The sequence below is a fragment of the Arthrobacter sp. UYNi723 genome (genome assembly GCF_054057635.1).
Map to the genome: position 1 here is coordinate 45,266 of NZ_JBSRZM010000026.1, position 24,183 is coordinate 69,448.

At 61.4% G+C, this 24,183-nt stretch carries 22 protein-coding genes; 15 read left to right on the forward strand and 7 right to left on the reverse strand.

The features are described 5' to 3' along the window. Nucleotides 1–48: 48 nt before the first annotated feature. Complete coding sequence (locus ACVWY0_RS17765; RefSeq protein WP_485837840.1) at nucleotides 49–246, reverse strand: hypothetical protein; 198 nt, start codon at nucleotides 244–246, stop codon at nucleotides 49–51. Nucleotides 247–1,298: 1,052 nt separating this feature from the next. On the opposite strand from ACVWY0_RS17765, the gene ACVWY0_RS17770 reads away from it, so the two are divergent. The 7 genes from ACVWY0_RS17770 to ACVWY0_RS17800 all read left to right on the forward strand — a co-directional run bounded on the left by ACVWY0_RS17770 (nucleotide 1,299) and on the right by ACVWY0_RS17800 (nucleotide 9,072). Continuing rightward, nucleotides 1,299–1,799 (forward strand): restriction endonuclease subunit S domain-containing protein, encoded by a 501-nt coding sequence (locus ACVWY0_RS17770; RefSeq protein ID WP_485837841.1) that lies wholly within the window; start codon nucleotides 1,299–1,301, stop codon nucleotides 1,797–1,799. After that, the gene (locus ACVWY0_RS17775; protein ID WP_485837842.1) at nucleotides 1,796–3,349 is read left to right on the forward strand and encodes a type I restriction-modification system subunit M; all 1,554 of its coding nucleotides are present in this window, start codon (nucleotides 1,796–1,798) and stop codon (nucleotides 3,347–3,349) included. Before ACVWY0_RS17770 ends, ACVWY0_RS17775 begins: the two co-directional genes overlap by 4 nt. Beyond that, nucleotides 3,342–3,575: a virulence RhuM family protein gene (locus ACVWY0_RS17780; RefSeq protein WP_485837843.1), complete on the forward strand. Its 234-nt coding sequence runs from the start codon at nucleotides 3,342–3,344 to the stop codon at nucleotides 3,573–3,575. Before ACVWY0_RS17775 ends, ACVWY0_RS17780 begins: the two co-directional genes overlap by 8 nt. Then, entirely contained in the window at nucleotides 3,572–4,777 is a 1,206-nt protein-coding gene (locus tag ACVWY0_RS17785) for a restriction endonuclease subunit S (protein WP_485837844.1), read from the forward strand. The genes ACVWY0_RS17780 and ACVWY0_RS17785 overlap by 4 nt, the downstream gene beginning before the upstream one ends. Then, nucleotides 4,767–7,910: a type I restriction endonuclease subunit R gene (locus tag ACVWY0_RS17790; RefSeq protein WP_485837845.1), complete on the forward strand. Its 3,144-nt coding sequence runs from the start codon at nucleotides 4,767–4,769 to the stop codon at nucleotides 7,908–7,910. The genes ACVWY0_RS17785 and ACVWY0_RS17790 overlap by 11 nt, the downstream gene beginning before the upstream one ends. Then, entirely contained in the window at nucleotides 7,910–8,653 is a 744-nt protein-coding gene (locus tag ACVWY0_RS17795; protein ID WP_485837862.1) for a M48 family metallopeptidase, read from the forward strand. Before ACVWY0_RS17790 ends, ACVWY0_RS17795 begins: the two co-directional genes overlap by 1 nt. A 155-nt stretch (nucleotides 8,654–8,808) precedes the next feature. After that, nucleotides 8,809–9,072, forward strand: coding sequence for a hypothetical protein (locus ACVWY0_RS17800; RefSeq protein WP_485837846.1), 264 nt, complete (start codon nucleotides 8,809–8,811; stop codon nucleotides 9,070–9,072). 23 nt (nucleotides 9,073–9,095) lie between these two features. Here ACVWY0_RS17800 and ACVWY0_RS17805 read toward each other — a convergent pair whose 3' ends face one another. Beyond that, on the reverse strand, nucleotides 9,096–9,251 hold the full coding sequence (locus tag ACVWY0_RS17805; protein WP_485837847.1) for a hypothetical protein: 156 nt from the start codon (nucleotides 9,249–9,251) through the stop codon (nucleotides 9,096–9,098). Between the two features lie 823 nt (nucleotides 9,252–10,074). Between ACVWY0_RS17805 and ACVWY0_RS17810 the strand changes: the two genes are divergently transcribed. From ACVWY0_RS17810 to ACVWY0_RS17820, 3 genes are all read left to right on the forward strand, one after another. Further along, nucleotides 10,075–10,614, forward strand: coding sequence for a P-loop nucleotide/nucleoside kinase family protein (locus ACVWY0_RS17810; protein ID WP_485837848.1), 540 nt, complete (start codon nucleotides 10,075–10,077; stop codon nucleotides 10,612–10,614). A gap of 335 nt (nucleotides 10,615–10,949) precedes the next feature. Beyond that, entirely contained in the window at nucleotides 10,950–11,759 is an 810-nt protein-coding gene (locus tag ACVWY0_RS17815; protein WP_485837849.1) for an aminoglycoside 6-adenylyltransferase, read from the forward strand. Between the two features lie 178 nt (nucleotides 11,760–11,937). Next, nucleotides 11,938–12,732 carry an alpha/beta fold hydrolase gene (locus tag ACVWY0_RS17820; protein ID WP_485837850.1) on the forward strand — a complete coding sequence of 265 codons (795 nt, stop codon included), beginning with the start codon at nucleotides 11,938–11,940 and terminating at the stop codon, nucleotides 12,730–12,732. A gap of 179 nt (nucleotides 12,733–12,911) precedes the next feature. Here ACVWY0_RS17820 and ACVWY0_RS17825 read toward each other — a convergent pair whose 3' ends face one another. From ACVWY0_RS17825 to ACVWY0_RS17845, 5 genes are all read right to left on the reverse strand, one after another. After that, nucleotides 12,912–13,310: a hypothetical protein gene (locus tag ACVWY0_RS17825; protein ID WP_485837851.1), complete on the reverse strand. Its 399-nt coding sequence runs from the start codon at nucleotides 13,308–13,310 to the stop codon at nucleotides 12,912–12,914. Next, nucleotides 13,307–15,415 (reverse strand): hypothetical protein, encoded by a 2,109-nt coding sequence (locus tag ACVWY0_RS17830; protein WP_485837852.1) that lies wholly within the window; start codon nucleotides 15,413–15,415, stop codon nucleotides 13,307–13,309. The genes ACVWY0_RS17825 and ACVWY0_RS17830 overlap by 4 nt, the downstream gene beginning before the upstream one ends. Then, nucleotides 15,412–16,908: a hypothetical protein gene (locus tag ACVWY0_RS17835; RefSeq protein WP_485837853.1), complete on the reverse strand. Its 1,497-nt coding sequence runs from the start codon at nucleotides 16,906–16,908 to the stop codon at nucleotides 15,412–15,414. The genes ACVWY0_RS17830 and ACVWY0_RS17835 overlap by 4 nt, the downstream gene beginning before the upstream one ends. 292 nt (nucleotides 16,909–17,200) lie before the next feature. Continuing rightward, nucleotides 17,201–18,685 carry a tyrosine-type recombinase/integrase gene (locus ACVWY0_RS17840; protein WP_485837854.1) on the reverse strand — a complete coding sequence of 495 codons (1,485 nt, stop codon included), beginning with the start codon at nucleotides 18,683–18,685 and terminating at the stop codon, nucleotides 17,201–17,203. Nucleotides 18,686–18,746: 61 nt separating this feature from the next. Continuing rightward, complete coding sequence (locus tag ACVWY0_RS17845; protein WP_485837855.1) at nucleotides 18,747–19,124, reverse strand: ATP-dependent DNA ligase; 378 nt, start codon at nucleotides 19,122–19,124, stop codon at nucleotides 18,747–18,749. Nucleotides 19,125–19,432: 308 nt separating this feature from the next. Here ACVWY0_RS17845 and ACVWY0_RS17850 point away from each other — a divergent pair, with 308 nt between their 5' ends. From ACVWY0_RS17850 to ACVWY0_RS17870, 5 genes are all read left to right on the forward strand, one after another. Further along, entirely contained in the window at nucleotides 19,433–20,005 is a 573-nt protein-coding gene (locus tag ACVWY0_RS17850) for a hypothetical protein (RefSeq protein ID WP_485837856.1), read from the forward strand. Between the two features lie 456 nt (nucleotides 20,006–20,461). Further along, nucleotides 20,462–21,559 carry a pentapeptide repeat-containing protein gene (locus tag ACVWY0_RS17855; RefSeq protein WP_485837857.1) on the forward strand — a complete coding sequence of 366 codons (1,098 nt, stop codon included), beginning with the start codon at nucleotides 20,462–20,464 and terminating at the stop codon, nucleotides 21,557–21,559. Nucleotides 21,560–21,935: 376 nt separating this feature from the next. Then, complete coding sequence (locus ACVWY0_RS17860) at nucleotides 21,936–22,316, forward strand: hypothetical protein (RefSeq protein WP_485837858.1); 381 nt, start codon at nucleotides 21,936–21,938, stop codon at nucleotides 22,314–22,316. Nucleotides 22,317–22,761: 445 nt separating this feature from the next. Then, on the forward strand, nucleotides 22,762–23,370 hold the full coding sequence (locus tag ACVWY0_RS17865) for a hypothetical protein (protein ID WP_485837859.1): 609 nt from the start codon (nucleotides 22,762–22,764) through the stop codon (nucleotides 23,368–23,370). Between the two features lie 123 nt (nucleotides 23,371–23,493). After that, entirely contained in the window at nucleotides 23,494–23,961 is a 468-nt protein-coding gene (locus ACVWY0_RS17870; protein WP_485837860.1) for a hypothetical protein, read from the forward strand. The last annotated feature ends 222 nt before the right edge of the window (nucleotides 23,962–24,183 follow it).

The window sequence follows — 24,183 nt, forward strand, 5'->3', positions numbered from 1 at the left end:
TCCTTGGCCCGCATACACCCCACGGTCCACGGATCAGGAGACGGAGGCTTAGGCCTTCGCGACCGCGTGCTTGCAGACGGTGGTCTGGTAGCTTCGCGTCGCGTGCGGTACCGGTTCCTCAAGCGAATCGATCTCGAAGCCGTCACCGTGCACCTCGGCGATCTTCCGGACCAGCGCCTTGTCCTGCTTGGACGGGTCGAAACCGTCCGGGAGCTTGACCCTGCCTCGTTCGGTGTTGGAGGCCATGATGATCTTTCGGCAGGAGGCCATACTTACCGTGGATCATGCGTAGGCCAAGCCCCGACGGGCGGAGAATCGGGGCGGGAAGGACTAGCGATGGGAAGGCCGTAGGAGAAGGAGACGACCCCAAGCTTCTTCTGCAGCTCAGGGAGTGCCTTCGAATCACCCCGGATGGTCCAGTTCGTGCCCTGAAGCCAAGTGGTGGTGTTGTCGTAGGTATGCCGACGACCGGGTGCGCTGCCAAAGGCGCGATCACCGCCGAAATTGACTTCGTCTGATCCCACAGAACATCTGGCATGGTCAACGTGCCGGGCTCACGATCGTGTGTAGATTCTGCATCCACTCCGCTACCTCCCTTGGTGTGCAGAGGAGTAGTAAGCAAGCACGACGTTAGTGCAGAGAAGCCTTCATTCCAGTAGCAGGGGCAGTGAGGACGATCGGGTTTCCGCCTACCAAGAGATAAATGCGATCAAGTCAGACTTGGCGAAGTTGGAGCTTGCCGCCATCAGGCTGCTCACTGCTTCCCGCAGCTAGCTGTTGTGAGATGACCACCCGAGCCCGGTGAGGGATCCTTCACCGGGACACCGCCCCGGCAGATCACCTGTTCAAATGTCGCCGCGGCCATCTCGGAGCTACGGCGAGTGGTGCACATTCGTTAAAAAGAACGCCCCCAGTCTTCTGTTGTAGGAAATCTACACGCTTGCAATTTCCTCGCGCATCTCCCGGCTGGGGCCGGGCGCCTTCCTCCAGCTGCGCGCCAGTCTTGCCCTCGTCAGCACTGAGATGGGCCTGATGCAGGGCTGTCAGAAACCGGTGTCGAAGAACTCCTCGTCAAGGAACTGGGACAAGGCTGGAAGGCTCTCATCTGTTCATGGAATAGGACGAGGAAACTTTAACATCTGTCAGTAGACGAGCTACAGAAAATAAAGTGTATACTCGTTCAGTAGTTAGAATACTGAAGGGAAATTATGCTTCTGGCTGACGTGGCACGGATCAGCTCTGGACTAACCGTCCGAGAACGCCTTGAGGCGAGCCCCGGTGGGGTGTTGGCAATTCAGATGGCAGACCTCTCTATTGGCAGCGACCTGGAGGTGCGCGGCATGGCCCGGATCCCCTCCCCGCATCCCCGCTATTTGGTCTCCCGCGGCGATGTCCTCCTTCGCTCGCGGGGCCATGCGACGATCGCATGGGCCGTCCCGGACGATTTGCCGGAGCCGGCCGTTGCTGTCCTGCCACTGTTCATCATCCGGCCGAGCACCGACATTTACGATCCGGATTTCCTCGCATGGTGGCTAAACCAGCCGGATGCGCAGACGCATCTGCGGCGCGCCGCACAGGGGCAGAGCATCCAGATGGTGTCTAAGGCGACGCTTGAATCAGCCCCCCTGCAGCTGCCGCCGCTTGCGCAACAGCGTCTCATAGCCGACGCCGCACACCTCGCCACCCGCGAAGCGCAGCTAATGCACCGCCTGGCGGAGTGTCAGCACATGCTTCGACAAGCCCAATTGATCGCCGCTGCCCTTTCGGGGCAGACCCATATGAAAGCAGGCCGCAAATGACCGAGCAGCAAAGCCCCCGCCTCTCAAACGGGGTAAAGGACCAGGTCACCCAGGACCAGATCAACAATGCCGCTTGGGCCGCCTGTGACACCTTCCGTGGCGTGGTTGATGCCACGCAGTACAAGGACTACATCCTGGTGATGCTGTTCGTGAAGTACATCTCCGACGTCTGGACTGAACATGAGGAGAAATACCAGAAGCAGTTTGAGGGCAATCCTGAGCGGGTGGAGTCACTGCTGAAGCGCGAGCGATTTCCGCTGCATAAGACGTCAACGTTCAACCACCTGTACGCCAACCGGAACGCCGACAACATCGGCGAGCTGATCAACGTTGCGCTGGAAGCAATCGAGGAGGACAACCGGGCAAAGCTGGCGGGTGTTTTCCGGAACATTGACTTCAACTCGGAGGCGAACCTGGGACAGCCCAAGGACCGCAACCGGCGCCTGAGGAACCTGCTGGAGGACTTCGCCAAGCCAGAACTGGACCTCCGCCCTTCGAGGGTGAGCGATGACATCATCGGCGAAACCTACATCTACCTGATCTCGCGGTTCGCCTCGGACGCTGGCAAGAAGGCGGGGGAATTCTACACACCGCGGTCGGTGTCTGAGCTGTTGGCCCGTCTTGCTGCGCCCCAGGAGGCAAGCAGCATCTACGATCCAGCGTGTGGATCGGGCTCGCTACTCATCCAGACTGCTGCCCAGGTGGGCAGCAACAACTATGAGCTTTTTGGCCAGGAGGTCAACGGCTCCACGTGGGCGCTGGCCCGCATGAATATGTTTATGCACGCCAATGACAGTGCGCATATCGAGTGGGGCGATACCCTGAATGACCCTAAGTTGTTGGAGGGCGATCAGCTTAAACAGTTCGACGTGGTGGTGGCCAATCCGCCGTTCTCCCTGGACAAGTGGGGCGCCGAGCTTGCAGAGTCGGACCGGTGGGCCCGGTTCTGGCGCGGTGTCCCGCCCAAGAGCAAGGGCGACTACGCCTTTATCTCGCACATGATCGAATCAGCACGACGGCAGATGGGCCGGGTTGCGGTGATTGTTCCGCATGGCGTGTTGTTCCGCGGCGGTTCCGAAGGGCGCATCAGAAAGTCGCTGATCGAAGAGAACCTGCTGGACACGGTGGTCGGGTTGCCGGCGAATCTGTTCACCACGACCGGCATTCCCGTAGCCATCCTGATCTTCGACCGTTCACGCGAAAAGGGCGGAGCCAACGAGGGTCGCGACGACGTCCTGTTCGTTGATGCCAGCCGGGACTTTACCCCGGCCAAGGCACAGAGCCTGCTGGACGAGGAACACATTGAGCGGATCGTTGAGACGTACCGCGCCCGAACCGAGGCAGAGCGGTACTCACGCCTCGTGCCCCGTGATGAAATCAGCGAGAACGATTTCAACCTCAACATCCCTCGCTATATCGACACTTTCGAGGCCGAGACGGAAATTGACGTGGCCGCCGTACAGCGTGAAATCGAGCAGATTGAAGCCGAGCTGGTGGAAGTCCGTGCCCGCATGACCGGCTATCTGAAGGAGCTGGGCCTCGATGACTGAACAAGGCAGGTCGTCGGGCGAACTTGTGGGCTACACGAGTGAAGACGGTCTTGCTCACGTGCAACTGCCGGCAGTGGATGGCTCCGCCTGGGTGACTCAGGCGCAGCTCGCCGAGGACAGGGACTCAGAGTTGGACGCCAAACGGAACGTAGAGGCTTTCACCGTGGATCAGCCTGACTTTGCCGGGAGTGAGAGCCTTTCTCGCAAAGAAGATGAGGAACAATGACATCGCTTGATTGGCCGTATATCCCAATGTCGGCCATCTCTACAGCCCCAATCGTTTACGGGATAGTTCAGCCCGGACAGCATGATGTGGACGGTGTTCCTTTCGTTCAGACCCGGGATATTGGCCGCCCCCTTGAAATGGGGTCGCTGGACCGGACTGCGTTGAAAATAGCTGCTGCATATCAACGGTCTTCACTCCAAGCTGATGATCTGATCCTGTCTCTGCGCGGCGACATCGGCGCGTCTGCGATCGTTCCTCTCGCTCTCGAGGGCGCGAATATCTCGCGTGGAGTCGCGAGAGTACGGCCGAAGGGCCGCCATGATCCTCAATTCATCCATTACGCACTGCAAGCTCCCCAGGTGAAGCGGAGTATCTCGGCCGCCAGCAGGGGAAGCACCCTGCGTGAGATTTCAATCGGATCCCTTCGCGATGTCTGTGTACCTGTCCCACCCCTTCCGGAGCAGCGAAAGATCGCCGAAATTCTCCGCGCCTGGGATGAAGCGATAGAGCGTGCAGAAACGTTGGTTCGGGCCGAGACCCAGTCATTTGGCGCGCTGCGTCGCCGACTCTTCGTTTCCTGCGGCCACGAAGTCCCATTGAGCGAGGTGTCGACGCGCATCACGACGAAATCTGATGGGTCATCGCACACTGTCATGGCTATCTCGGCTAAGACGGGGTTTGTGGCGCAGGCTGACAAGTATCGCAGGGATATGGCTGGGGCGAGCCTCGCAAACTATACGCTGCTTCGGCGTGGCGAATTCGCGTACAACAAGGGCAACTCGCTTACCTATCCGCAAGGGTGCATCTACGCACTCAAGGCAGTTTCTGCGTTGGTGCCGAATGTCTACTACTCGTTCCGTCTGGGAGCGGACCTGAACAGCAACTACTACGAGCATTTCTTCGCTTCAGGGGCACTCAACCGGCAGTTAGCTCAAAGGATCACATCTGGAGTTCGAGGGAACGGCCTGCTGAATCTCAACGCTGACGACTTCTTCGGCGTCAAGGTTCCCGTTCCGAATCGGGCTACGCAGGATGGCGCCGCGGATGCCTTGAACATGGGAGCTCGAAAGATCGAACTGCTGCAGCGCAAGGCCGAGCTCCTCCGCACACAGAAACGCGGACTCATGCAGAAACTACTCACAGGGCAGCTGCGTGTGAATGTGGCTGTTGAGATCGAGCCAGGGAGACCAGATGATGACTGACGCTGACGAAACCTTCGACGCTTCCGAACTGAGCCAGTCGCAGGCCCCGGCCGTGCAGCTGCTGGAAGCGCTGGGGTTCACCCAGCTCACGCCAGCCGAAGCATTAAAAGAACGCGGCGGCAGGCGGAGCAATGTGCTGTTCACCGGAATCCTCACTGCTCAGATCCTCCAGATCAACCAGTTCACTCACAAGAAACGCCAGTACCCCTTTGACGTAGCGGACGCGGAAGAGGCCGTGCGTCGCCTCGGTCCGGGGCTGGAACAGGCCAAGGGACCGCAGGCAGCCAGCCTGGAAGTTTACGACCGCCTTATCCTCGGCACCACCATCACCAAGACCGTGGGCGGCGACAGCAAGAGCTATTCACTCCGCTACGTAGACTGGCATACCCCTGCCAACAACGTCTTCCACGTCACAACTGAAATGCGCGTAGAACGCACCGGAAGCAGCGCCACGCAGCGGCTCGACGTCGTCGGTTATGTGAACGGCATTCCGTTTATCATCATCGAAAACAAGCGGCCCACGGAGCAACTCAAAAAGGCCGGCAGCCAGCTGATCAATTACCAAAACAGCGACCGTATCCCGCAACTGTTCCACTATGCCCAACTGCTGATCTCAGCAAACCGCCAGGAGGCGACGTATGCCACGGTTGGAACGCCGCGGAAGTTCTGGGCCAGCTGGCATGACGCCGAGGACACCGACGCAGACATCCGGCCGCTCATAGCTGAGCGGACCGTTAGCGAACAGGACCGGCTTCTCTACGCACTCTGCCGCCCCGAACGGTTACTGGACCTTGTCCGCCGCTTCACCGTATTCGACGCCGGCGTCCGCAAGATCGCCAGGCACCAGCAATACTTCGCCGTGCGCAAAACCGTGGAACGCGTGCTGGCTGCCGGCCCGGAAGAACGCCGCAACGGCGGCGTCATCTGGCACACTCAAGGATCGGGCAAATCACTCACCATGGTGATGCTCGGTAAAGCCCTGGCTCTGGACCCCCGGGTAACCAACCCGCGGATCATCATCGTCACGGATCGCGATGATCTGGACAAACAGATCCGTGACACCTTCCTCGCCTGCGAGCTGGACCCTGTCCGTGCAAAGAGCGGCAAACATCTCGGCGAACTGGTGCGTGGCCATGCACCCCTGATCACCACTCTCATCAACAAGTTCGACGGCGCGGCCAGCCGCGAAGGTCGCGACGAGTCCCGCGACATCTTTGTCCTGGTCGATGAAAGTCACCGCAGCCAGACGGGCCGCTATGGCGGCTACGGCCAGTTTCACGTTGCGATGCGCCGCGTGCTGCCAAACGCCTGCTATTTGGGGTTCACTGGAACGCCGCTTCTCAAACGGGAGCGGAACACCGCGAACACCTTTGGCGGTATCATCCACAGCTACACCATTGACGAAGCAGTACGGGACCGCTCCGTGGTGCCCATCCTGTACGAGGGTCGCCTGGTGGAGCAGCAAATCACCGCCGGTGTGATTGACGCCTGGTTCGAGAAAATTAGCGCCGGGCTGACGGACGAACAAAAACGCGACCTCAAGCGGAAGTTCAGCCGCGCCGACGTCCTCGGAAAGACAGCCCAGGCCATCCGCGCCAAAGCCTTCGACATCTCCGAGCACTACCGGCAAAGCTGGCAGGGCAGTGGATTCAAGGCGCAGTTGGTGGCGCCCAACAAGGCCGCGGCGATCCGCTTCAAGCACGAACTCGACGAGATCCGCCACGTCACCAGCGAGGTGATCATCTCCCCGCCCGATGAAGCGGAAGACCGCGAAGAAGTGGATGCCGAATCCAGGGAAAGCGTGCAACGCTTCTGGAAATCGCAAATGGCCCGCTATGGCACCGAGGCCAACTACAACGAGCAACTCATCAAACAGTTCAAGGGCTCAGGCGGGCCCGAGATCATCATTGTGGTGTCCAAGCTACTTACCGGCTTCGATGCCCCCCGCAATACCGTCCTGTACCTCTGCAAACCGCTGCGGGAACATACCTTGCTCCAGGCAGTGGCCCGCGTCAACAGGCTTTTTTCCGATGAGAAAGCCGAGAAACAGTTCGGCTACGTGGTGGACTACGAGGGCCTCCTCGGCGAGCTGGATGAGGCGCTCACATCCTACAGTGCACTCGGTGACTTTGATTCCGAGGAGATCGCAGGGGCTGTAGTGGACATCCGCGAACAGATTCGCCTGCTCCCGGGACGGTGGAGCCACGTATGGGATCTGTTCAACGCTATCGCCAGGAAAGACGACATGGAGGCGTTGGAGCAGTATCTGTTTGATGAACCGCTGCGGCACGAATTCTATGAGCGGCTCAAGACCTTCGGCCGGACCCTTCACTTGGCACTGTCGAGCGACAAGCTACTCGATGTCATGGCCCAGGCCGATGTTGACCGCTACCGGAGCGACTACTCCCAGTTCGCCGAACTCCGCCTGTCGGTGCAAATGCGCTACCAGGAGACAGTTGACCTTCGCGACTACGAACCACGCATTCGCCGCCTGCTCGATGATCATGTGACGGCCTTGCCAGCCGAGACGATTATTGAACAACTTAACATCAACGATCCCGCTGCACTGAAGGCCGTTGTGGACGAAGAGGGCACGACTCCCGGCTCCAAGGCGGACCGGATCGTCAGCGCCACCAGAAAGACCATCACCGAGCGTATGGACGAGGACCCGGCCTTCTACGCGCGGTTCTCGGAGCTGCTGCAGCAGGCAATTGACGAGTACCGCCGTCGTCGGGACGGTGAAAGGTACCTGCTCCGGGCCAGGGAAATAGCTGAACAGCTGGCCAGCGGTGACCGCGGCGCGGCGCTTCCCACCGCAGTGACGCACGATGACGATGCCGCCGCGATTTACGGGGCGCTCGGCAAGAGTTTTCTCGAGTCGGCAATCCAAGAATTCCTGGAGGTACCCGACGACGAAAGAGCGGACACGGCAAAGACAGCGGTGGACATGGTTCGCCGCCGAATGGTGGTCAATTTTTGGACCAAGCCAAATGAGCAGAATGCCCTCGCCACGGAACTTGATGACTTTTTCTATGACTTTGGTGAACGTCGCGGCATCCAGATGAGACAACCCATGGTGGACAGCCTCACAAACGCAGTCCTGACGGTAGCAAGGGCGCGCTTCAGGAAATGATGTTGGAGCAGCGGCAGGTTGAATACGGAACTCAGGTTATTGAGTACCGCTTGGAGCGCCGGGAGCGCGCCACGCTTGAGATAACGGTGGAGCCGGATGGGTTGGTTCGGGTCACTGCGCCAAGCAACGCGGCTGTGGAGGACATCGCTGCCCGGGTCCGGAAACGAGCCCGATGGATCCTTGCGCAACAGGCGTCCTTCTCCGGGTTTCGGCCACACACACCACCGCGCATCTACGTCCCTGGTGAGACTCACCTCTACCTGGGCCGGCAGTACCGCATCCGGGTTGTCTCACCTGAAGCGGGAAAGGGTGCGCCCACGGCGTCGTGCGCACCAAGCGTCAAGATGGTTCGGGGGTTTTTGGAAGTGCGTTGCGTCGACTTTCACGACACCGGCACCATTGAGAGGCACCTCAAAGAGTGGTACCGGAAGCGGGCACAAGTACAACTTCCCAGCCGTTTGGAGCTGAATAGGCAGCGATTCCCGGATCCACACGCCGTGCAACCAACATCGCTAAGGCTTCAACGTATGCCCACTCGTTGGGGCTCTACATCACCGGCCGGCAGTCTCGTGTTGAACCCGGATCTCATCCGCGCGCCAATGGATTGCATTGATTACGTGGTCACCCACGAACTGTGTCACTTGCTGGTCCCGAACCACGGGAGGCAGTTCTTTGAACTTCAGCGTCTGGTGATGCCTGACTGGGAGGGGCGCAAGCAGCGGCTTGAAAAGGTTATGGCATAGGGGTCGAGCACTCATCTCCGAACGGCCGTGGCACTGTAGCATGAGCGTCCTTGTACAGCTGGCTTCGGAAGGTGACACCTGACGCCCGCGCCTGCCGCCGTTGCCCCCGCGTGTTGTAATCGGGGAGCTGGGCCGGTCAGGATCACCATGAAGTCATGAACGAAAACTCAGAAGAGTCCATATTGTCAACGAACCCCAATTTCCCCGGGTATGCAAAACGCCAGGATGAGCGCGAATGGCTCGTTTTCCGCAACGACGGCGCGCAAGTCGGCCTCATTAATGCTACGGATACCCCCGGGATCTTTGACGTTGCATCGGTCCCCCGCTGGGCCAACGCCAGATCCACATTGTTCGAAGTAGACGGTTTTCAGGAAGCACTGGCTCACTGCTTAAAGCACTTTCGCCCGAGCCCCTGGTAGTGCTCCGGCTGGATCCATCCAATTCATCCTTCCTGCTGCGCGGAGCGAATGACTATTGCCTGGCTGCCTTCCGGGATTTTCGCTTCGGCGGCTATGCGCGCTTCCTCATAGCTGTCCGCTGTTGCGCTGAGATGGCTTATAGAGCCGTCGTCGGCTTCAACCGTCAAGGTAACTTCCATGCCCGAATTTTAGCCAATGATCGGAATCTCTACCTCCGCTGCATCCAGCTCGGGCCTAGCGCGTTGGAACCTGAGCGCGTGCCTGAACGACAGGCCTGACCATGCCGTGTCGGCGGCGACTTCCACGACGACCGGTTCCACGAGAGTCAGCATTACCGGGGATGCATCCCGGTTGAAGCGGTCGAGGGTGGTCCCTTTGACCGTTGTCGGCCATGGATGGCCCGGCTCTGCCGGACGCAACCAGCGGGCCAAGGCCCTGCTGGCAGTAGCGGTCAGTGGTGCGGATCGGCCCACGATACGCAGCTTGCCTCCGATGGGAAGGCCTGCCACGATCTCCCTGGGCATGTCGATCGGGCCAATGACGGCCGCACACACGTTCTGTAACCACAAAGCTGTTGTTGGAGGTCTCCGGAGCCCTCGAGCGCTCGACTTGTCTTGTCTTGTCTTGTCTTCTGGATCAGATACAAATTGGCACGCCGCCCAGCGCCGCGGATCCCCCTGCCGTGTTGCCCGCTGGCAAACCGGGCAACGACACCGGCGGACCACTTCCGCTGAGCCGTGCTATGAGTCCAGAGCCGATGCCCAAGCCTGCTTTATCTCTCGAAGAACATGTGGTGGCGACAGGAGGACGAAGCCCCAAAGGTGTGGCTCAGGCGGTTCGTGCCCTGATTGGGCGGTAGCAGCCAAACTCCGAGACTTTTAGCAGCTCACATTTCCCGGCAGCGGAGCACTCGCAGTTCACCTCGGTGGTCCCATTGTCCGTTTAGGGAAACCTCAAGGGCGCAGCTGACGTAAGGGGTGCGTTCACTGGCACAATCGGACAATGATTATCGACCCGAAGCGAAAACGAGCAGTCCTCGTTTTGATGTGTGGCCGTTCATTTTCCGGCAAGACCACAATCTCCCGGGAGCTTGCTGTCTCGATTGACGCGGAAATCGTCAGTCTGGATTCGATCAATGAGGAACGCGGCCTCTTCGGCGGCCAAGGAATCCCCGTCGAAGAATGGATCCGGACCAATGACGAAGCTACCCGTAGAGTCTCCGCTGCCTTGGAACGGGGCGGACGCGTCGTGGTGGACGATACAAGCTCGCCCCGTTTCCTTCGCGATAACTGGCGCTCCCTGGCAGCGGACGCAAGCTCGGCCTTCGCACTCGTCTACGTAGACACCCCCGAGCACATCACACGCAGGCGTCTGCTGAACAACCGCGAACTAGCGAACCGCAATGACGTCATCGATGAAGTTATGGCAAAGCACTTAGAAAGCTTCGAGCCACCCGAGCCCGACGAAGCCCACATCACCATAAGGTCGCTGACGGAAGACACGCCGTTGTTACTTGCTGCGGTCCATCAACTCATCTCATAGTGCGTTGGAGGTCTCGATAAGTCCCGCCCTAGATGCCATTTACAGAGTTCGCGATGGAAGTCGAGACCTTATTAGGCGCAAGATGGGGCGTCGATCACGGTCGTGGCTCGGCTGAGCCATGGAAGCGCGTTTCGGTAGTCGATTGCTTTTTCGGTCCGCCACTCTCTGGCACCGGGTTCAACTTCATTGGAGGAAATTCGTCGTACCCGAGGGCGCTGAAGTCACGGGAAGCGTCCAATGAACGACCGTTTGCCGCACGAACCGAGCCCAGAAGCCGGACCGGCTTACGGGCGCCCGGCGCGGCTGGGCGCCGTACTCTGTGGAAGGCTGGCGACGTGGACTACTACAAGGCAATCGAGACGCTGACCGCATGGGCGCAGAGCAGCGAGAACGTGCGCGCGCTTGTGATGACTGGTTCCGCCGCCGCACATGAGACGCACCCGCTGTCGGATCGCGATATCGAGATCTATGCCACGGACCCTGCGCCGCTCCTTGCAGATGATTCCTGGTGGGATCAACTCGGGGACGTGCTCGTTGTCGAACGCTTGGCCATCCCTGGCTGGCATCCGGCCCGCTTGGTGTACTACATTGGCGGCAAGCTGGACCTGACCGTCATCAGGTCTGACGCGCTGCAGACCATCCGCTATGAGCGGCCTTTTACCGTCCTCGTGGACAAGGACGGTCTTTCCGGCTCACTACACCTGGCAGCGGCGGAGACGTCGTTGCCCGACGAGGCGGCATTTGAGGAGCGCCTGAACTGGGGGTACGCGGCCGCACTGATGTGCGCCAAGGCAATCGTCAGAGACGAACCATGGTCAAGCAAGATTCGAGACAGAGACCTGAAAGAATCACTGCTGACCTTCATCGAGTGGGATCATCACGTGCGCCACGGTATCGACTACGACGTTCGTTTCCTGGGCTCCCGCATGCGGCAATGGATGGACGCCGACGTGCAGCAAGAGCTTGAACAGTGCTGGGGACATTTCGACGCTGCGGACTCTGCCATCGCCCTGCGCGCTTCGATCGCCTTGTTCGCCAGGCTTGGCAGGCGTATCTCGGACAGCCTTGGTTTCCGGTCCTTCAACCACGACCGCGTCCACCGCGAGGTCGAAGCCATCCTCGCAATGCATCCGGATGCCCGCTAGGACGATGGCATGCGGGACATTGTCTGCGCAGCGTATATTTCTGCACCTATGCCGCCCTGGGCTCGCTCCACAGGGGGGTCGACGGTCCGCGATACCCCGCGTTCCTCGGTCAAGACCGAAACCCGAGCGGTCAGGGAACCCGTATGCGGGGCGTTACGGTGAAGGGATGGACGCGCACATGGACTCTCCCCGAAGCTTCGTTCTCGACGTTGGACCGGACGAGTGGATTCACTGTATCGACACCGGTGGCGACGGGCCGCCCGTCGTGATCCTGCATGGGTTGGCGGGCAGCTCCCGGGAGTTTTTGGCCACGGCAGGGGCCTTGCCAGAATTCCGGACGGTTCTGGTGGACCTTCGCGGACATGGGCGCAGCACACGTATCACAGGCGACCTTTCCCGCGAGGCCTTCGTGGCCGACGTCGTACAGGTGATCGAAACGGCGGTGGGCGCTCCAGTCATACTGGTAGGCCAGTCGATGGGTGGGCATACGGCGATGCTCGTTGCGGCGGCACGGCCTGATCTTGTATCGAAGCTGGTGTTGCTCGAATCCGGCCCCGGCGGAGGCAGCCCTGTCGACCACGAGGCCATGGGGGACTTCTTCCGTTCCTGGCCCGTGCCGTTCCCGGACCGCGAGGCCGCCCGCGCTCACCTGGGTGACGGACCGCTTCCGCGGGCCTGGGTGGCCGACTTGGAGGAAAGGGCCGACGGCCTGTGGCCACGGTTCGATCCGGATGTGATGGTCAAAGCAATGAACGAACTCATCATCCCGCGCTGGGCAGAGTGGGAGAGCGTGAGTGCCCCGACACTTGTCGTGTACGGAGAAAAAGGAATGTTCTCCGCCGATGAGAAGTCAGTGTTCGTGGAGCGCGGACGTGACGTCCGGCGCGTGGACCTCACCGCAGCATCGCACGACGCGCACCTCGATGCCTTCGATGCTTGGGTTGCGGTACTGCGGTCATTTCTCGCTGCCTAGCACCGGTCCCGCGCAGCCCTGTCCGAGCGCGCGCTGGAACGACTGAGTGACGATGGAGTTCGAACCGCCGTTCAGGCCTGGACCGTGGGGCAGCTGCGCGACGCCAACCAGATTCCTAACAGCATGGTCGATCCGAACGAAACACCGCCATCTGCGGCGGGGCGGCGTGTTTGCCAGCGCTAACTGGGCATGGGGATGGGAATGACCATCTCTCGACGGGAGAGGCTGTCTCGGAGCGAGTCTCTTTCCTCGAGCACGTCCAGGAGGCCGGTCGCATAGGCTTTGAGCCGTTTGTCCAGGTCACGGTTGGCAGCGGTGAGCCTGGTATTCCGCTCCCTTTCGTCGGACAGGAGCTTCCGCAGGCTCTCGACCTCGGGTTTTGTCCGGTTTAGCTCAGTTGCCCGTTCCTGGAATTCGAGGTTCAGGTCGCGGTTGTCGTGGGTGAGCCGGTGGCGCTTGACGCCGGCGAGTTCGACGAGGCGGAGGCCTGTGAGGGGGCCGGGCACGCGGCCTTCCAGTAGGTCGTCCATGGCGCGTTCGAGGGCGTGGCGGATCTGTTCCTTTTCCGGCGTCGTCATGGTGTGCCCTCCTGATGGGTTTCGATGATGCTTTGGATGGACTTTCTGATTGCGGTGGTGCGCTGGTGACGGATCTGAGGGGCCAGCGAGTCGTCCGGAAGGCGGGCGAGCCTGGCGCGGAGTTCGTCGATGTCAGAGCCGGTGCGGGCGATGTTGGCGCAGTCGGGTTGGCACCCGGTCAGGACCGGGCCGCCGTCGTCCGTGGCCGTGATGCAGCGTGCTTTGGCACGGTCGAAGACGCAGTGCAGGGCGCGTCCGGGGTAGACCTGGAGCACGGGGTCTTCGAGCAGCTTTCGGGCTTGGCGGCCGGTGAGGAGGACCTTGCCGGCGAATTTCTCGCCGGTTCGCCGGACGCGTCGTTCGAGTTCGCCGGCGGCCGGTCCGCTGAGGTGTCCTCCGGTGTTGAGGTACGCTTCGAGGTCTGTGGCTTGGTCGATCCGTTCGAGCCATTGTTCGAAGGCGAGGTCGTCCGGGAAGCCCGAGGTGTAGTTTCCGGCGTAGCCCTGGGTGACGTGGACGTTGATGTGCCCGTATTGGATCGCGGCCGCGACCAGGCCGCGGGGCCGGCGCACGATGTGCCAGGCGAGGGTTCGGCGGAAGCGGCTGGGGGTGATGCGCCCGTCGGGGTCGTTCGGGATGGTGTCCGGACGGCGGTTCTCGCGGCAGAAGCTGTTGACCCATTCCGCGAACGAGGCGATGTCCTCGGCGACTTGCGTGGCTGTCCGGGCCTGGCCCGGCCGCACCCACACCCTGCGGGTCTTCGGGTGGTTTTCCTTGGGCCGGATGCTCTTGGGGAAGAGGAGGCGTCCGTCACCGAGTTCCTCAGCGACGGTGACGGCTTGGGCGACGAGGGGGTGGACGACCCACGGGTTCTCACGCGTTGCGCCTTCTTCTGCCTTGCCGCCGTGGGATCCGGTTGCTCCCTTCCACCGCGTGCCGGTGAGTGTCCACAGGTCCCGCTCGGGATCGTGGTGCAGGCATCCGGCCGTGAGGGTCAGGACCTCTCCTGGCCGCATGCCCGAGAGGTAGGCGATCACGATGTAGCAGGCGGTATGGAGCAGTCGGGCGTAGCCGAGCGCGTCGTCGTACTTCATGGACCCGGGGTGCCAGGGGATTCCGTCGACGGTCACGGCGCAGCCGGGGGTCAGGTAGGCGTTGTCGTCGATTTGAAGGCCCGAGGCTTCGATCACTGACCGGTCATACTTGGCGTGCGTCGCCCCTAGCGTGCCAGTCAGCCGTGCGAGGTGCGCCCATCTGATCTCGCGTGACCCGTCGGTCAGCACGCGGCCGGGAAGCCCCAGGCCTGCCGCGCGCAGCTGCGCCAGGACCTGCGTCAGCTTCTGCTGGCGGTCCGCCTCATACAGCCGAAGACCTGCCTGCCGGTATTCGCGTCCGCCCACGATGGTCCTGCGGAACTCGCCGAAGTTGGGTCGGATGTCCGCTGAGATCTCTTCGACGAACCGGATCGCCCATGCCAGCAGGGGGACGAGCGTTGCATCGCCGATCCGGGGTATGCGGTTGTGCGGCTGGACGTCGGAGCGTGCGCCCAGCAGCTCCCTGGCGGGCGCATCGTCCCAAGGCGGGGCGTCCGGCATCGCAAGCCGCGGAGGGACCACGTCCCGATAGGCCCACAGCCGCCGCACTTCCGCGACAGAATGCTGCCTGGACCCGTAGGAGACTCCGGAGTCGCCCAGGTGTGCCAGGTATTCATCGAGGCGCGCGGCGTCCAGCTCCGCGAAGGATTCCAGACCCCGTCCTGCAGCCCAGATGATGAGCCGCTCGATCGGTCCCTTCACGAACGACACCGATCGCAGGGAGCAGCGGATTCCGGCGCGGGCGGATGGCAGCGCGCGCGGATTGTCTTCGTTGATCAGCTGCCATAGGTACCCTTTGACCGCGTTCCGCCATGGCTGCGGAAGCCGTTTGAAGTTGATGCTCGTGGAGTCGCTGTGGTCCTCGAAGATCCCGGCAGTGAGGTCCCAGCGGTCATCGCCGAACCGTGACAGCGTCTCCGGGTCGATCTCCGGCCGGACCGGTCGGCCGAGCAGGACCGGGGTGCCGGACACCGGTGCCGGCCGGGCAGTGTCGATGGCGTGGATGCTCATGGGATCTCCAACTCATTTTCCAGGAGGGCTCGGACAAGGCGGGCGTCTTCGGTGGAGGCTCGCTCGGCCTCCGCCTGGACATCTGCGCGCTGGAGCTGAAGGACGTCTTCGAGCCGAGCGGCCGCCGAGGTGAAACGCCGGTTCCATTCGGATGGCGTTATCTCGGTGCGTCGGGCTCTGAGCTCGGTGAGCATCAGGGCCTGGACCGGCACGTGCCTGGGCTCGGAACGCGAGCACGGGCAGGTGAGGCAAAGCAGAAACGATGCAGTGCACGACCTCCCCTGCTCGCTGTAAGGGCTGTGCTCGTTGTCCACACAGGCGGATCCGACCGTGTCCAGTCTCCCGGCGAGCACTTTCCCAAGGATCTCCTCGCTGACTCCGAATTTCTCCGCTACCTGGGCCGGGTTGTCAAGGGCTGCGCGGCAGTCTTCATCGCCAAGGGTGCGGTCCAGGTTCTCGGCGCGGATCCTCTCGACCTCGCCTTTTAGCGCTCCTGCCACGACGTCCTGATAGCTACTGAGCGACGTCCGGTCACGGACGAGGTAAACAGAGGCGAGCGTGGCGGTGGCCTGGGCAACCGGGCGCTGGTGAAGCTCGAGGAAGGTCCGCCGGAGCCGACGGGAATCCACGCGCTGGGACAAACCATTCCCGCCTGGAAAACACTCCAGCGGTCCGAACAGGCCCACAGCCGGCGTGCGGTAGCCCAGACGCCCGGGGGTTCCCAACTGATAACTGAAGGAGTGGTAGACGATCAGATCGGGATGCTCGAGGTACTGTCTGGCGTCACGGCCGAGCTCGAGTGCGATCTCGTAAACGCCGTGGGCCGAGCCATAGTCGTCCCGGTCCACCAGCGGTTTCCGCCCGGCGGAGAGGGTCAGGTCCATCTCGGACCGCAGCGGTCCGCGTCGCGGTTTGCTACCACGGGTGACCAGGGCAGGAAGCTCTCCGGGGGCTGTCGACACGGAATGCTCAGCAGTCATTCCCAGTACCGTCGATGCGTTCAGGCCCGTCATGCACATCATCAGGATTGCCATGGCCTCGGCTTCGTGCCTCAGAGGGTGCAGCTCGGAAACCAGGTCCGCGCAAGACGAGTACCGCACCTTGCCGCCCGGTTGTCGTGGGACGCCCCCGTGAACTGCGACATACGCCAGCTTCGCCGCCCTCGTTCCTTCCCGGAAACAGGCCTCGCCCGGCCGGGGGTTCCCGGACAGGTATCGGTCGGCCTCGGCCCGGGCGGCACGGACACGCGTCACCGCCGCTCGGACGATGCGCCTGACCGCCCGCCGGATCTGGCGGAACTCAGCCTCGGTGTAGGCCTGGACGGCGGCGCGGGGTTGTGCCGCATGGACCGGGGTGTAGAGGGCGTCGCGGAACTCGTTCGGGACCCCGTCGACGCCTCGAAGCACCGTCCTGAGGGCAAGCACGACGGCGTTCCCTTCTCTGGTGCCCAGCATCCGAAGCTCGAGGACATATCCGGCCCGCAGCTCGGCCACGCATGCGGCCGGTCTGGGCCTGGCCCGGATGAGGTTCGCGAAGGAACGCAGGTTTTCGAAGAGGCCATCGGCGGACGGAATCGTCCGCCTCGTCCCCGCGGGGCCTGTCGCGCGCGCGAAACCGGCGGCCAGTTCCCCGGCCAAGACCGGGGAGAGCCCGAGCCTTCCGAAGTGGAAGTCACGAGGGCCCCGTCCCCGCTCCGGATAGACCCGCACCACCGGAGCGTCGCCGTCTAGGAAGAGCGTCTGAGGGGTTGAGTAGCCAGACGGGGGCAGGGATGCCGGCCGCCCGTCACGTGCCCTCTCCGGGATCGAGAAGACGAACCCGTGGATCGGAGCGCAGGAATGCAAGGACCCCGTCCCGGCTGAGCTCATCGCCGCTGTGCGCCAGGAGGAACTCCACATCCAGTCCGATGAAAGGCTCGAGATAGATGTTCCTGGTCGTGTTCACATCCAAATGCCCGAGCATCGTCTGCACCAGCGACCATGTGTCGCCGAACTGCTCCCGGAAGTCCTCCAGACGGTCCGACCCCGCCCCGGCCCGCCGACGCTCCCACACCAGCCGGCCGACGGCGTACCACCTCAGCGCGAAGCTGTGCCGGAGCATGTGGGGATGGCATTCGAGCCGGTCGATTCCGGCCTTGCGCACACGCTTGTTGGCCAAGGCGAACGACTTGTACCACGCGCGCTTCGCCCGCGGCGAGCCATCCTCGTTCAGCCACAGCGCCAGCGGTTCAAGACCGTCCGGTCCCTTGATGAACAGCAGGCTCCGGTCCGCCGGGGACAGGTCATTCAGGTTCGCGTGCACAGTACTTCCACCCGGTTCCACAATCCGCACCAGGCCACGGTCGGTTATCCCCTGGACAATCCGCCGGCCGGCCCGGCTGTCGTACAAGCCGCTCTCAACGCCGCGGCGGATCGCGGCGGCCCGGTCGGTCTGGACGTAGTTCCACATGCCGTCGAGCGACTCGCGGCCCATCCAGTATCGTCGGCTCCGGCCGCCCTTTGCGCAGCTGCCCGCCAGGCGAGCCGTGGCGTAGGCTTTCGCGGCACCGTCGGCCGGGAGTTCGATGAGGCAGATCGAGGCGAGCTCCTGTATGCGCAGCCCGGTCCCGTAGAGGCCGTCAACGAATGCCGCATCCCGCGTCTGGGACCGCGGCCTCCAGCGCGTCTTCTCCGCCCCGCCGGGCTCCCTTCCGTGGATCCCCACATCGCGCCACAGGCGGAACGCCCCCGGAGAGAGCCATTTGACGTCCGCTGCACGGATCCCTGAGGCCCTGGCGCGGGGGTCGCGCACCGCAGTCCGGTTCCCTGCCCACGCTTGCTTTTGAGCCGCCGGAAGGAGACGGTCGGCGCCTAGCCTGTCTGTTGCCCAGTCGTGGAAAGCAAGGATTGCGGCAAGATCGCCTTGCCATGTCGCGCCGGAAATACGACGCGGATTATCCAATGCCGAGGTCCTCCAGAAGCGATAGTCGAATAGATCGCTATCGGACGCCCCTGTCCACTCCTTGCCCCGCAGGTGGAGGAAGTTGAACCAGGTCCGAAGGGCAAACGCGTACTTTCGGTTCGTTCCCGCCGCCAGATTCCGCATCCGTCCGCTGGCAAAGAACCCGTTGCCCGCGTCGTGCGGACCACCCTCGCGATCCAGGAAGAACGGGCGTCCTGCGTCGAGGCGCATAGCCTGCCGGCCAACGCGGGCCAGGAGACCGTCATCCCGTGCTGGGCCGGAGTCCTGTGCGAAGTGCAGCCACCACGTCCCGCCGCCAGATTCGACCATGGACCGACAGTACGACCGATCTCATGAATCCTCTTTGCAACACGCACGACATGGCGAGAGTTCACACGACGTCCAGAACGTTCTTGTGCTTCAACTTCAACCAGGAGCGCGAGGCGTCATAAGTCTGCGATCCTCCCTTGAAGACCAACCCTTCAATCCCGGTGGCGGGAAGATCCCGTAGCCAGGTTTTTGCCAGTTCCGGGTCTGTGGTGGTGGGGGAGAGGGCCAGCGGGGCGGCCCATTCCCGGGCCAATTCTTCGAGCAGCTGCCGGCGACCGGCGAACGGGACACCGCGGACGTCCTGCCCGGCGACGGCCAGAACATCGAAGGCAGCGAACGCGGCCGGGAACTCCTTCACCAGCGCCGGCAGAGCCGCCCTGGACGTGACCATGCGACGCTGCAGCGCCTCGTCGCGTCCCCACTCTTCCGTTCCTCGCATCGACGATGCATGCAGTTCATCCGGTTGCGAGGGAAGTTGTTGATGCGTTACCACCCAAGAGCGTCGGGCCTTCCAAATCGGCAGTCATACCTGCTCGCACGGCAACAGGATTGGTCATGCTCTTGACGCAAACGTGCGATCTTCAAGAACGTCGCACGATAGGCGGGGATGCCCTTGTTCTCGTAGCGCCGATTGTGCGGATTGAGGGGAGCCAGCAAAGGTCTGCGAGTAGTCTTGCCCAACCTAAGTACGTGCCGGTGCCATGGGTGGCTGAATGGGCCTTTGCGGACGTTGGTCAGGCGACGTCCGTGGACCGCAGCGTAGCCGCCAATGCCGAGGTGGTGAGCATGCCGCAGGAGTCTGAGCGAAGGAGGCTAGCCTACCTACTAGGACGCCCCTTCTCTCGACCAGCGCTTCCCGATGATCTGGTTACCGCCCTGAGGCCGCTCCAGAAAATTGCAAATGGAAGGCACCAGTCCCTCCGCCGAATCTTCGATGACGCCGTTGACATGATCAGGGTCCTGCCCGACGAGGAGTATTCCCCCGAGCAAGACGCCTCTGTCACCGTGATCTTCCTGGTCGACCCGGACTGGTTGCCGGATGTACCGCCAGGAGCTCTGGGAAAAACTCTCGCGAAGGACCCGGATCGCGTTGCCGACTATCTTGTCGAGACCTTCGATTCGGATGCGCTAGATCGAGATGCGCTTCTGCGACGCCTGTGGAACGAAATGCTCACCCGGATTGAGTCGCGAATCAATGATCGACTTCAACCAAACTTGCGGGTAGGACGCATCTCCCTGACGGTCGCTACCCACCTTCTGCCACAGGCCTATTCGGATTCGGACGAGCTTGATCTTGGCCACCTTTCCCTCGATGAGTAAGGGTTAGGACCCGGCCGCCAGTTCCCGGACGCAAGCGGCCACCCCTTCATCAGGTGGCCCTTCTACCCTCTACGAGCCGAGGGTTGCAATGCACGATCGTGAGTCGCTGTCTCGCAAGCCTAGGGATATGAGGCGTCTCATCGATGTGGAGTCATTCTCTGGAAGCTGTCAGGACCAAACCTCAAAGTGAAGGTCAGCACAGCGACGCTTCTTGGCCAGCTCGCGAGATCCGCCGTAGTAGTTTCGGTTACAAACGATGGACGAGCCCCACCTGGTTACGCCGCTGGCAACTTACATGAGTCAAGTCAGATCGAAACGCTTTCCGCGTGGTCGAAGACGGGTGAGTCCGCTTCGATGGCCTGCGATCTGGGGATGTCCCGAGTAACGTCTTAGACGTTACGGAGCATTCAAAGACTGATGGCCCGTTGAAGTGAAGCAGTCCGCTAGCCTCTTGCTATGAATAGCAGCGATGCCCGAGTAGCACTACTAGCAGGCGCGGATAAGTGGGAGCAGTACCGAAGTGCGTTGGCCGCCTCTCAGGAAGCGCCTGACCTGAGCTTTGCGAGCCTGGTCTACAAAAAGCTGAATGGATTGAATCTAGCGGGCGTTGACTTCAGCGAAGCTAACCTCAGCGGCGCAGACCTAACAAACGCCGACCTCCGCGGCGCAGACCTAACAAACGCCGACCTCCGCGGCGCAGACCTAACAAACGCCGACCTCCACGGCGCAGACCTCAGCGGCGCTGATCTTACTGCGGCAAATCTCGACTCGGCCGAACTCACCGGCGCAAGACTCAGTGCAGCAACCACCGATGTCCGAGGCTTGCCGTTCTCCTACTCCCTGCGGTTCGGCGGAAAAACACCCGAAGAGCGGAGAAGAGACAAGTACGCAGGTTTGAATACAGGTGTAGTCCGTATCCGAATGGAACTTCCTGAGGGGATTGATCCGCAGCTGCTGGCTGACTATGCGATGTCCGTATCCGTGGCAGCACGTCTTGCATCCAGAGTTGGTGCGCGGCTAGAACCAGCCTGGTTTGGAGACTCGACTTCTGCAGGGGCTACAGATGTCTTGGTAGCTACAGCTGCGGATTCAGCTACCTTCGCAGTACGACGTTCGCATTACGGAAGTCCCCTGGAAATAGATCTGGTCGAGATGGTGCCATCCATCGTGACCGCCGCTGGTGCCGCCGCTGGTGCGGCCGCCGCCTTCGTCGCACGTAAGCGCGGCTCTAACCTACTATCCTTTCTATTCACCCTTGCCCGGAAGGAAGAACGGGATCTCTGGCTGCAGGAACGAGTGGTCCGTCGCGAGACCTTGCTCGAACGGGAGCGTGCGAACACCGCGGTCGAGAGCCTCCGACGAGCTAGGAGTCAAAAGTCCGTGGCTAAACTTCGTATCCATCCGGCTTCTGAAGCTGAAGCTCGGCGTCGTGTATCCGAAGCAACGCCGGATCCAGAGACACGAGAACTGATTCTCGAAGCTATCCCTGACCTGATGCCACTTCTAGCGGGAGGCGTCACAGTAATTACGTCGACGAGCGACGAATCAAGGTAGGTGCGCGGAAGAGGTCACGCGGGCTGACCCTCACGGTCCCACTTCCTTTGGATGTCTTGACGTGTGGGCGCCGGACAGTGGTCGATGGAAGGGCGCACCCCCTCGAATTTCTCGCCTCAGTGAGGGGTTGTGTCGGGAAGCCCGTATGACCCGTAATGCCGACATCGGCATAACGGGTCATACGGGAATCATCCGGTCCCGGAATGACAGGGCCTCGTGAAGCAGCGGTCCCCCCGGCTGGGCCGGAGGGGGACCGGCTTACGGGCGGGGACGCAAGGCTCTTCTTCTTGTCGGCGAGGTCGCGCGTCGAAGAGAGTGATTCGTCCCATTCATGAATTATTAAGTTACATCAGCAACTTAATGTTACTCTCTTTGCATGACGATCTTCACCGACCTAAATGACGCCCGCTCGGCCGTCCAGGCTGCAACCCTTCACCTTGAGGAAGCCATCATCCGTGCCTACGAACATCGTGTGAAGGTCACGGAAATCGCGGAAGCTGCGGGGCTCTCGCGTATGCAGGTGCACCGCATCATCAATGTCCGCGCGGCGACGCTGCGCCTCCCTCCCTCTGATCGCAACGGTGTCTACACCGATAGCGCCGGACTTACGGGAGACGCGAAGCCCGAATGGCTGGTCGCGAGCATTGGTTCGGGGTCGGTTCGCGGGTGGTACTTCCGTGAGGATGACGCGGCAAATGCGACGGAGGAGGGACAGTACCATCGCCGGGTGAACCACTCAGAACGGGGCTGGGAGTGAGCCCCGACCCAGTCGAGGGTGATGCCGCGACGTGCTGGCAGCAGCGGGCCTCACATTGGCTGATGAAGGAGGCTAGTCCCGACGAGGCCGACGATGACCAAGAGTGAAGACATCCGCACGCTGATGAGATTGAAGAACTCAGCGCTCGGGTTGATGCTCACGAAGGAGCACGTCGGACGATAGATCGAGCGGTCTTGAGTTGAAGAACTTATTCCCTTCAACCAGTCGAGTGCAGGCGACTCCTGAGGACGTGAAACCTGCGACGATGAAGCCGCGGCTGGTTTTCGCCACCCGAGGGGCCATGGGCGTGATCGTGACCTCTACTGCGCAAAAACCCCGCGATGACGCTTGCAAGTAATCTTTATCAAAAGGACTGGACAGGTCCGGTGAAGTATCGAGCCCTGGGGGGAAGATGTCGCAAAGTGCTGACTATGAAAATTCGATCGTGGCGTACTTTGCGGAAGTTCTTGCATCGAAGACCGGCATGCCAATGGTAGACGCCAGGGAAGCTGTCGAGGACTGTATTCGGACTGAACTGAAGACGTCGGGGCCACAACTGCGGGCGATGAATTTGCCTTTGGGCGAGATGATGCTGGGCAGGATGCCACCGCCGAACTCTCAGCTGGCGAATTACGTGCACGGGGTCCTTGTCGCCGAAAAGGAACGATGGGAACGGAACGGTGTCACGGACCAAGACATCTTGGCGTGGTGGGATCTGGGCGGGGTTATGCACGGCGCCTACGTGGCGTTCGACAATTTCTTCAACGTTGCCCAGGTTATTGACTCGATGCAGCATGGGCAAGGATTCAACAGCGTGGAGGAACTGGCCGAATACGGCCAGTGGTCGCTGGCTAAACGCTTCGCTCTCTACGGGCCAGCGAATTCAGACGACGGTACAGAAAACGGTCGACTTCCGCATGAGCTTCGGGCGCGCGTCGAATCGTGGACACTCCGGGCCCGGGCTGAAGCCCCAGAAACACTGCTGAAGGCCATTGAATCGTTCGACAGCTTCAATGCCATGTGTAGGTCTCTAATCCGGCGGGGGGTTATGTAGTTGTCACCTTCAAATCCTTATGCAAACGCCCCTAAGCCACCGGTGACCGGTGATTATGCTCCGACGCACCGACCCAAGCCGTCAGCCTCTGTTTCCCAGGACAAGGGAACTCACGGCCCTCACGTGGTCAAAGCGACCGGAAGCACACAGAAATACGATGACCCCGGGCTGACGGATGGACGGCACGCCTACTGGGTGTCCGCTGGAGTGGCTTCACTTGCCATGTCCAGCTGGGAACTACTTAACTTTTGGGCACTGGTCGCAGCCTACGACATTTCCCCGATCCCAGTTGGCCCTTTCCTCTACTTCTTCATCCTCCTCGTGTCATTGGGAAGTCTAACGTCGGGATTTTTGGTTCTTGTGAGGAAGAAGCATCCCGGAAGGAAGTTAGCGGCCTTAGTAGCAGGGTTTGCTGTGCTCGGACTCGTCCTCTTTTTCCTCGCATCTCTACCCTCTGCTTCTGGGTGGGGATTCTTTTACTTCCTAGAGGGTGCCTGCATCATCGTTCCGGTTCTGATTCTCATCACGATTGCGATGCGCCGCCCAAAGCATGTGGCGCCAACTGATTCGGCAGACGCTTTCCAAAAATGACGATAGGGACCGGGTAACTTCCACAGCAGGTGATTGATCCCAGCAATCCTCCACAAAGGGATTGTGAATCAGACAGGGTGATCCTGCACCTTCGCCGAAATCAACATCCAAACCACGAATGCCCCCGTGGTGAATATTGGCCTTCAGGGGGTCCAGAGGTAGTGCGGGTGAGCGCCGTGGTCGGAATCCCGATTGGCGTGGGTGAGCGCCAGTGTCGGTGTG

What these genes read in the sequence shown, in the direction of transcription:
- ACVWY0_RS17765 (WP_485837840.1), bottom strand. Translation starts at nt 246, where the DNA reads ATGGCCTCCAACACCGAACGAGGCAGGGTCAAGCTCCCGGACGGTTTC.
- ACVWY0_RS17770 (WP_485837841.1), top strand. Translation starts at nt 1,299, where the DNA reads ATGGCAGACCTCTCTATTGGCAGCGACCTGGAGGTGCGCGGCATGGCC.
- ACVWY0_RS17775 (WP_485837842.1), top strand. Translation starts at nt 1,796, where the DNA reads ATGACCGAGCAGCAAAGCCCCCGCCTCTCAAACGGGGTAAAGGACCAG.
- ACVWY0_RS17780 (WP_485837843.1), top strand. Translation starts at nt 3,342, where the DNA reads ATGACTGAACAAGGCAGGTCGTCGGGCGAACTTGTGGGCTACACGAGT.
- ACVWY0_RS17785 (WP_485837844.1), top strand. Translation starts at nt 3,572, where the DNA reads ATGACATCGCTTGATTGGCCGTATATCCCAATGTCGGCCATCTCTACA.
- ACVWY0_RS17790 (WP_485837845.1), top strand. Translation starts at nt 4,767, where the DNA reads ATGATGACTGACGCTGACGAAACCTTCGACGCTTCCGAACTGAGCCAG.
- ACVWY0_RS17795 (WP_485837862.1), top strand. Translation starts at nt 7,910, where the DNA reads ATGTTGGAGCAGCGGCAGGTTGAATACGGAACTCAGGTTATTGAGTAC.
- ACVWY0_RS17800 (WP_485837846.1), top strand. Translation starts at nt 8,809, where the DNA reads ATGAACGAAAACTCAGAAGAGTCCATATTGTCAACGAACCCCAATTTC.
- ACVWY0_RS17805 (WP_485837847.1), bottom strand. Translation starts at nt 9,251, where the DNA reads ATGGAAGTTACCTTGACGGTTGAAGCCGACGACGGCTCTATAAGCCAT.
- ACVWY0_RS17810 (WP_485837848.1), top strand. Translation starts at nt 10,075, where the DNA reads ATGATTATCGACCCGAAGCGAAAACGAGCAGTCCTCGTTTTGATGTGT.
- ACVWY0_RS17820 (WP_485837850.1), top strand. Translation starts at nt 11,938, where the DNA reads ATGGACTCTCCCCGAAGCTTCGTTCTCGACGTTGGACCGGACGAGTGG.
- ACVWY0_RS17825 (WP_485837851.1), bottom strand. Translation starts at nt 13,310, where the DNA reads ATGACGACGCCGGAAAAGGAACAGATCCGCCACGCCCTCGAACGCGCC.
- ACVWY0_RS17830 (WP_485837852.1), bottom strand. Translation starts at nt 15,415, where the DNA reads ATGAGCATCCACGCCATCGACACTGCCCGGCCGGCACCGGTGTCCGGC.
- ACVWY0_RS17840 (WP_485837854.1), bottom strand. Translation starts at nt 18,685, where the DNA reads ATGGTCGAATCTGGCGGCGGGACGTGGTGGCTGCACTTCGCACAGGAC.
- ACVWY0_RS17845 (WP_485837855.1), bottom strand. Translation starts at nt 19,124, where the DNA reads ATGCGAGGAACGGAAGAGTGGGGACGCGACGAGGCGCTGCAGCGTCGC.
- ACVWY0_RS17855 (WP_485837857.1), top strand. Translation starts at nt 20,462, where the DNA reads ATGAATAGCAGCGATGCCCGAGTAGCACTACTAGCAGGCGCGGATAAG.
- ACVWY0_RS17860 (WP_485837858.1), top strand. Translation starts at nt 21,936, where the DNA reads ATGACGATCTTCACCGACCTAAATGACGCCCGCTCGGCCGTCCAGGCT.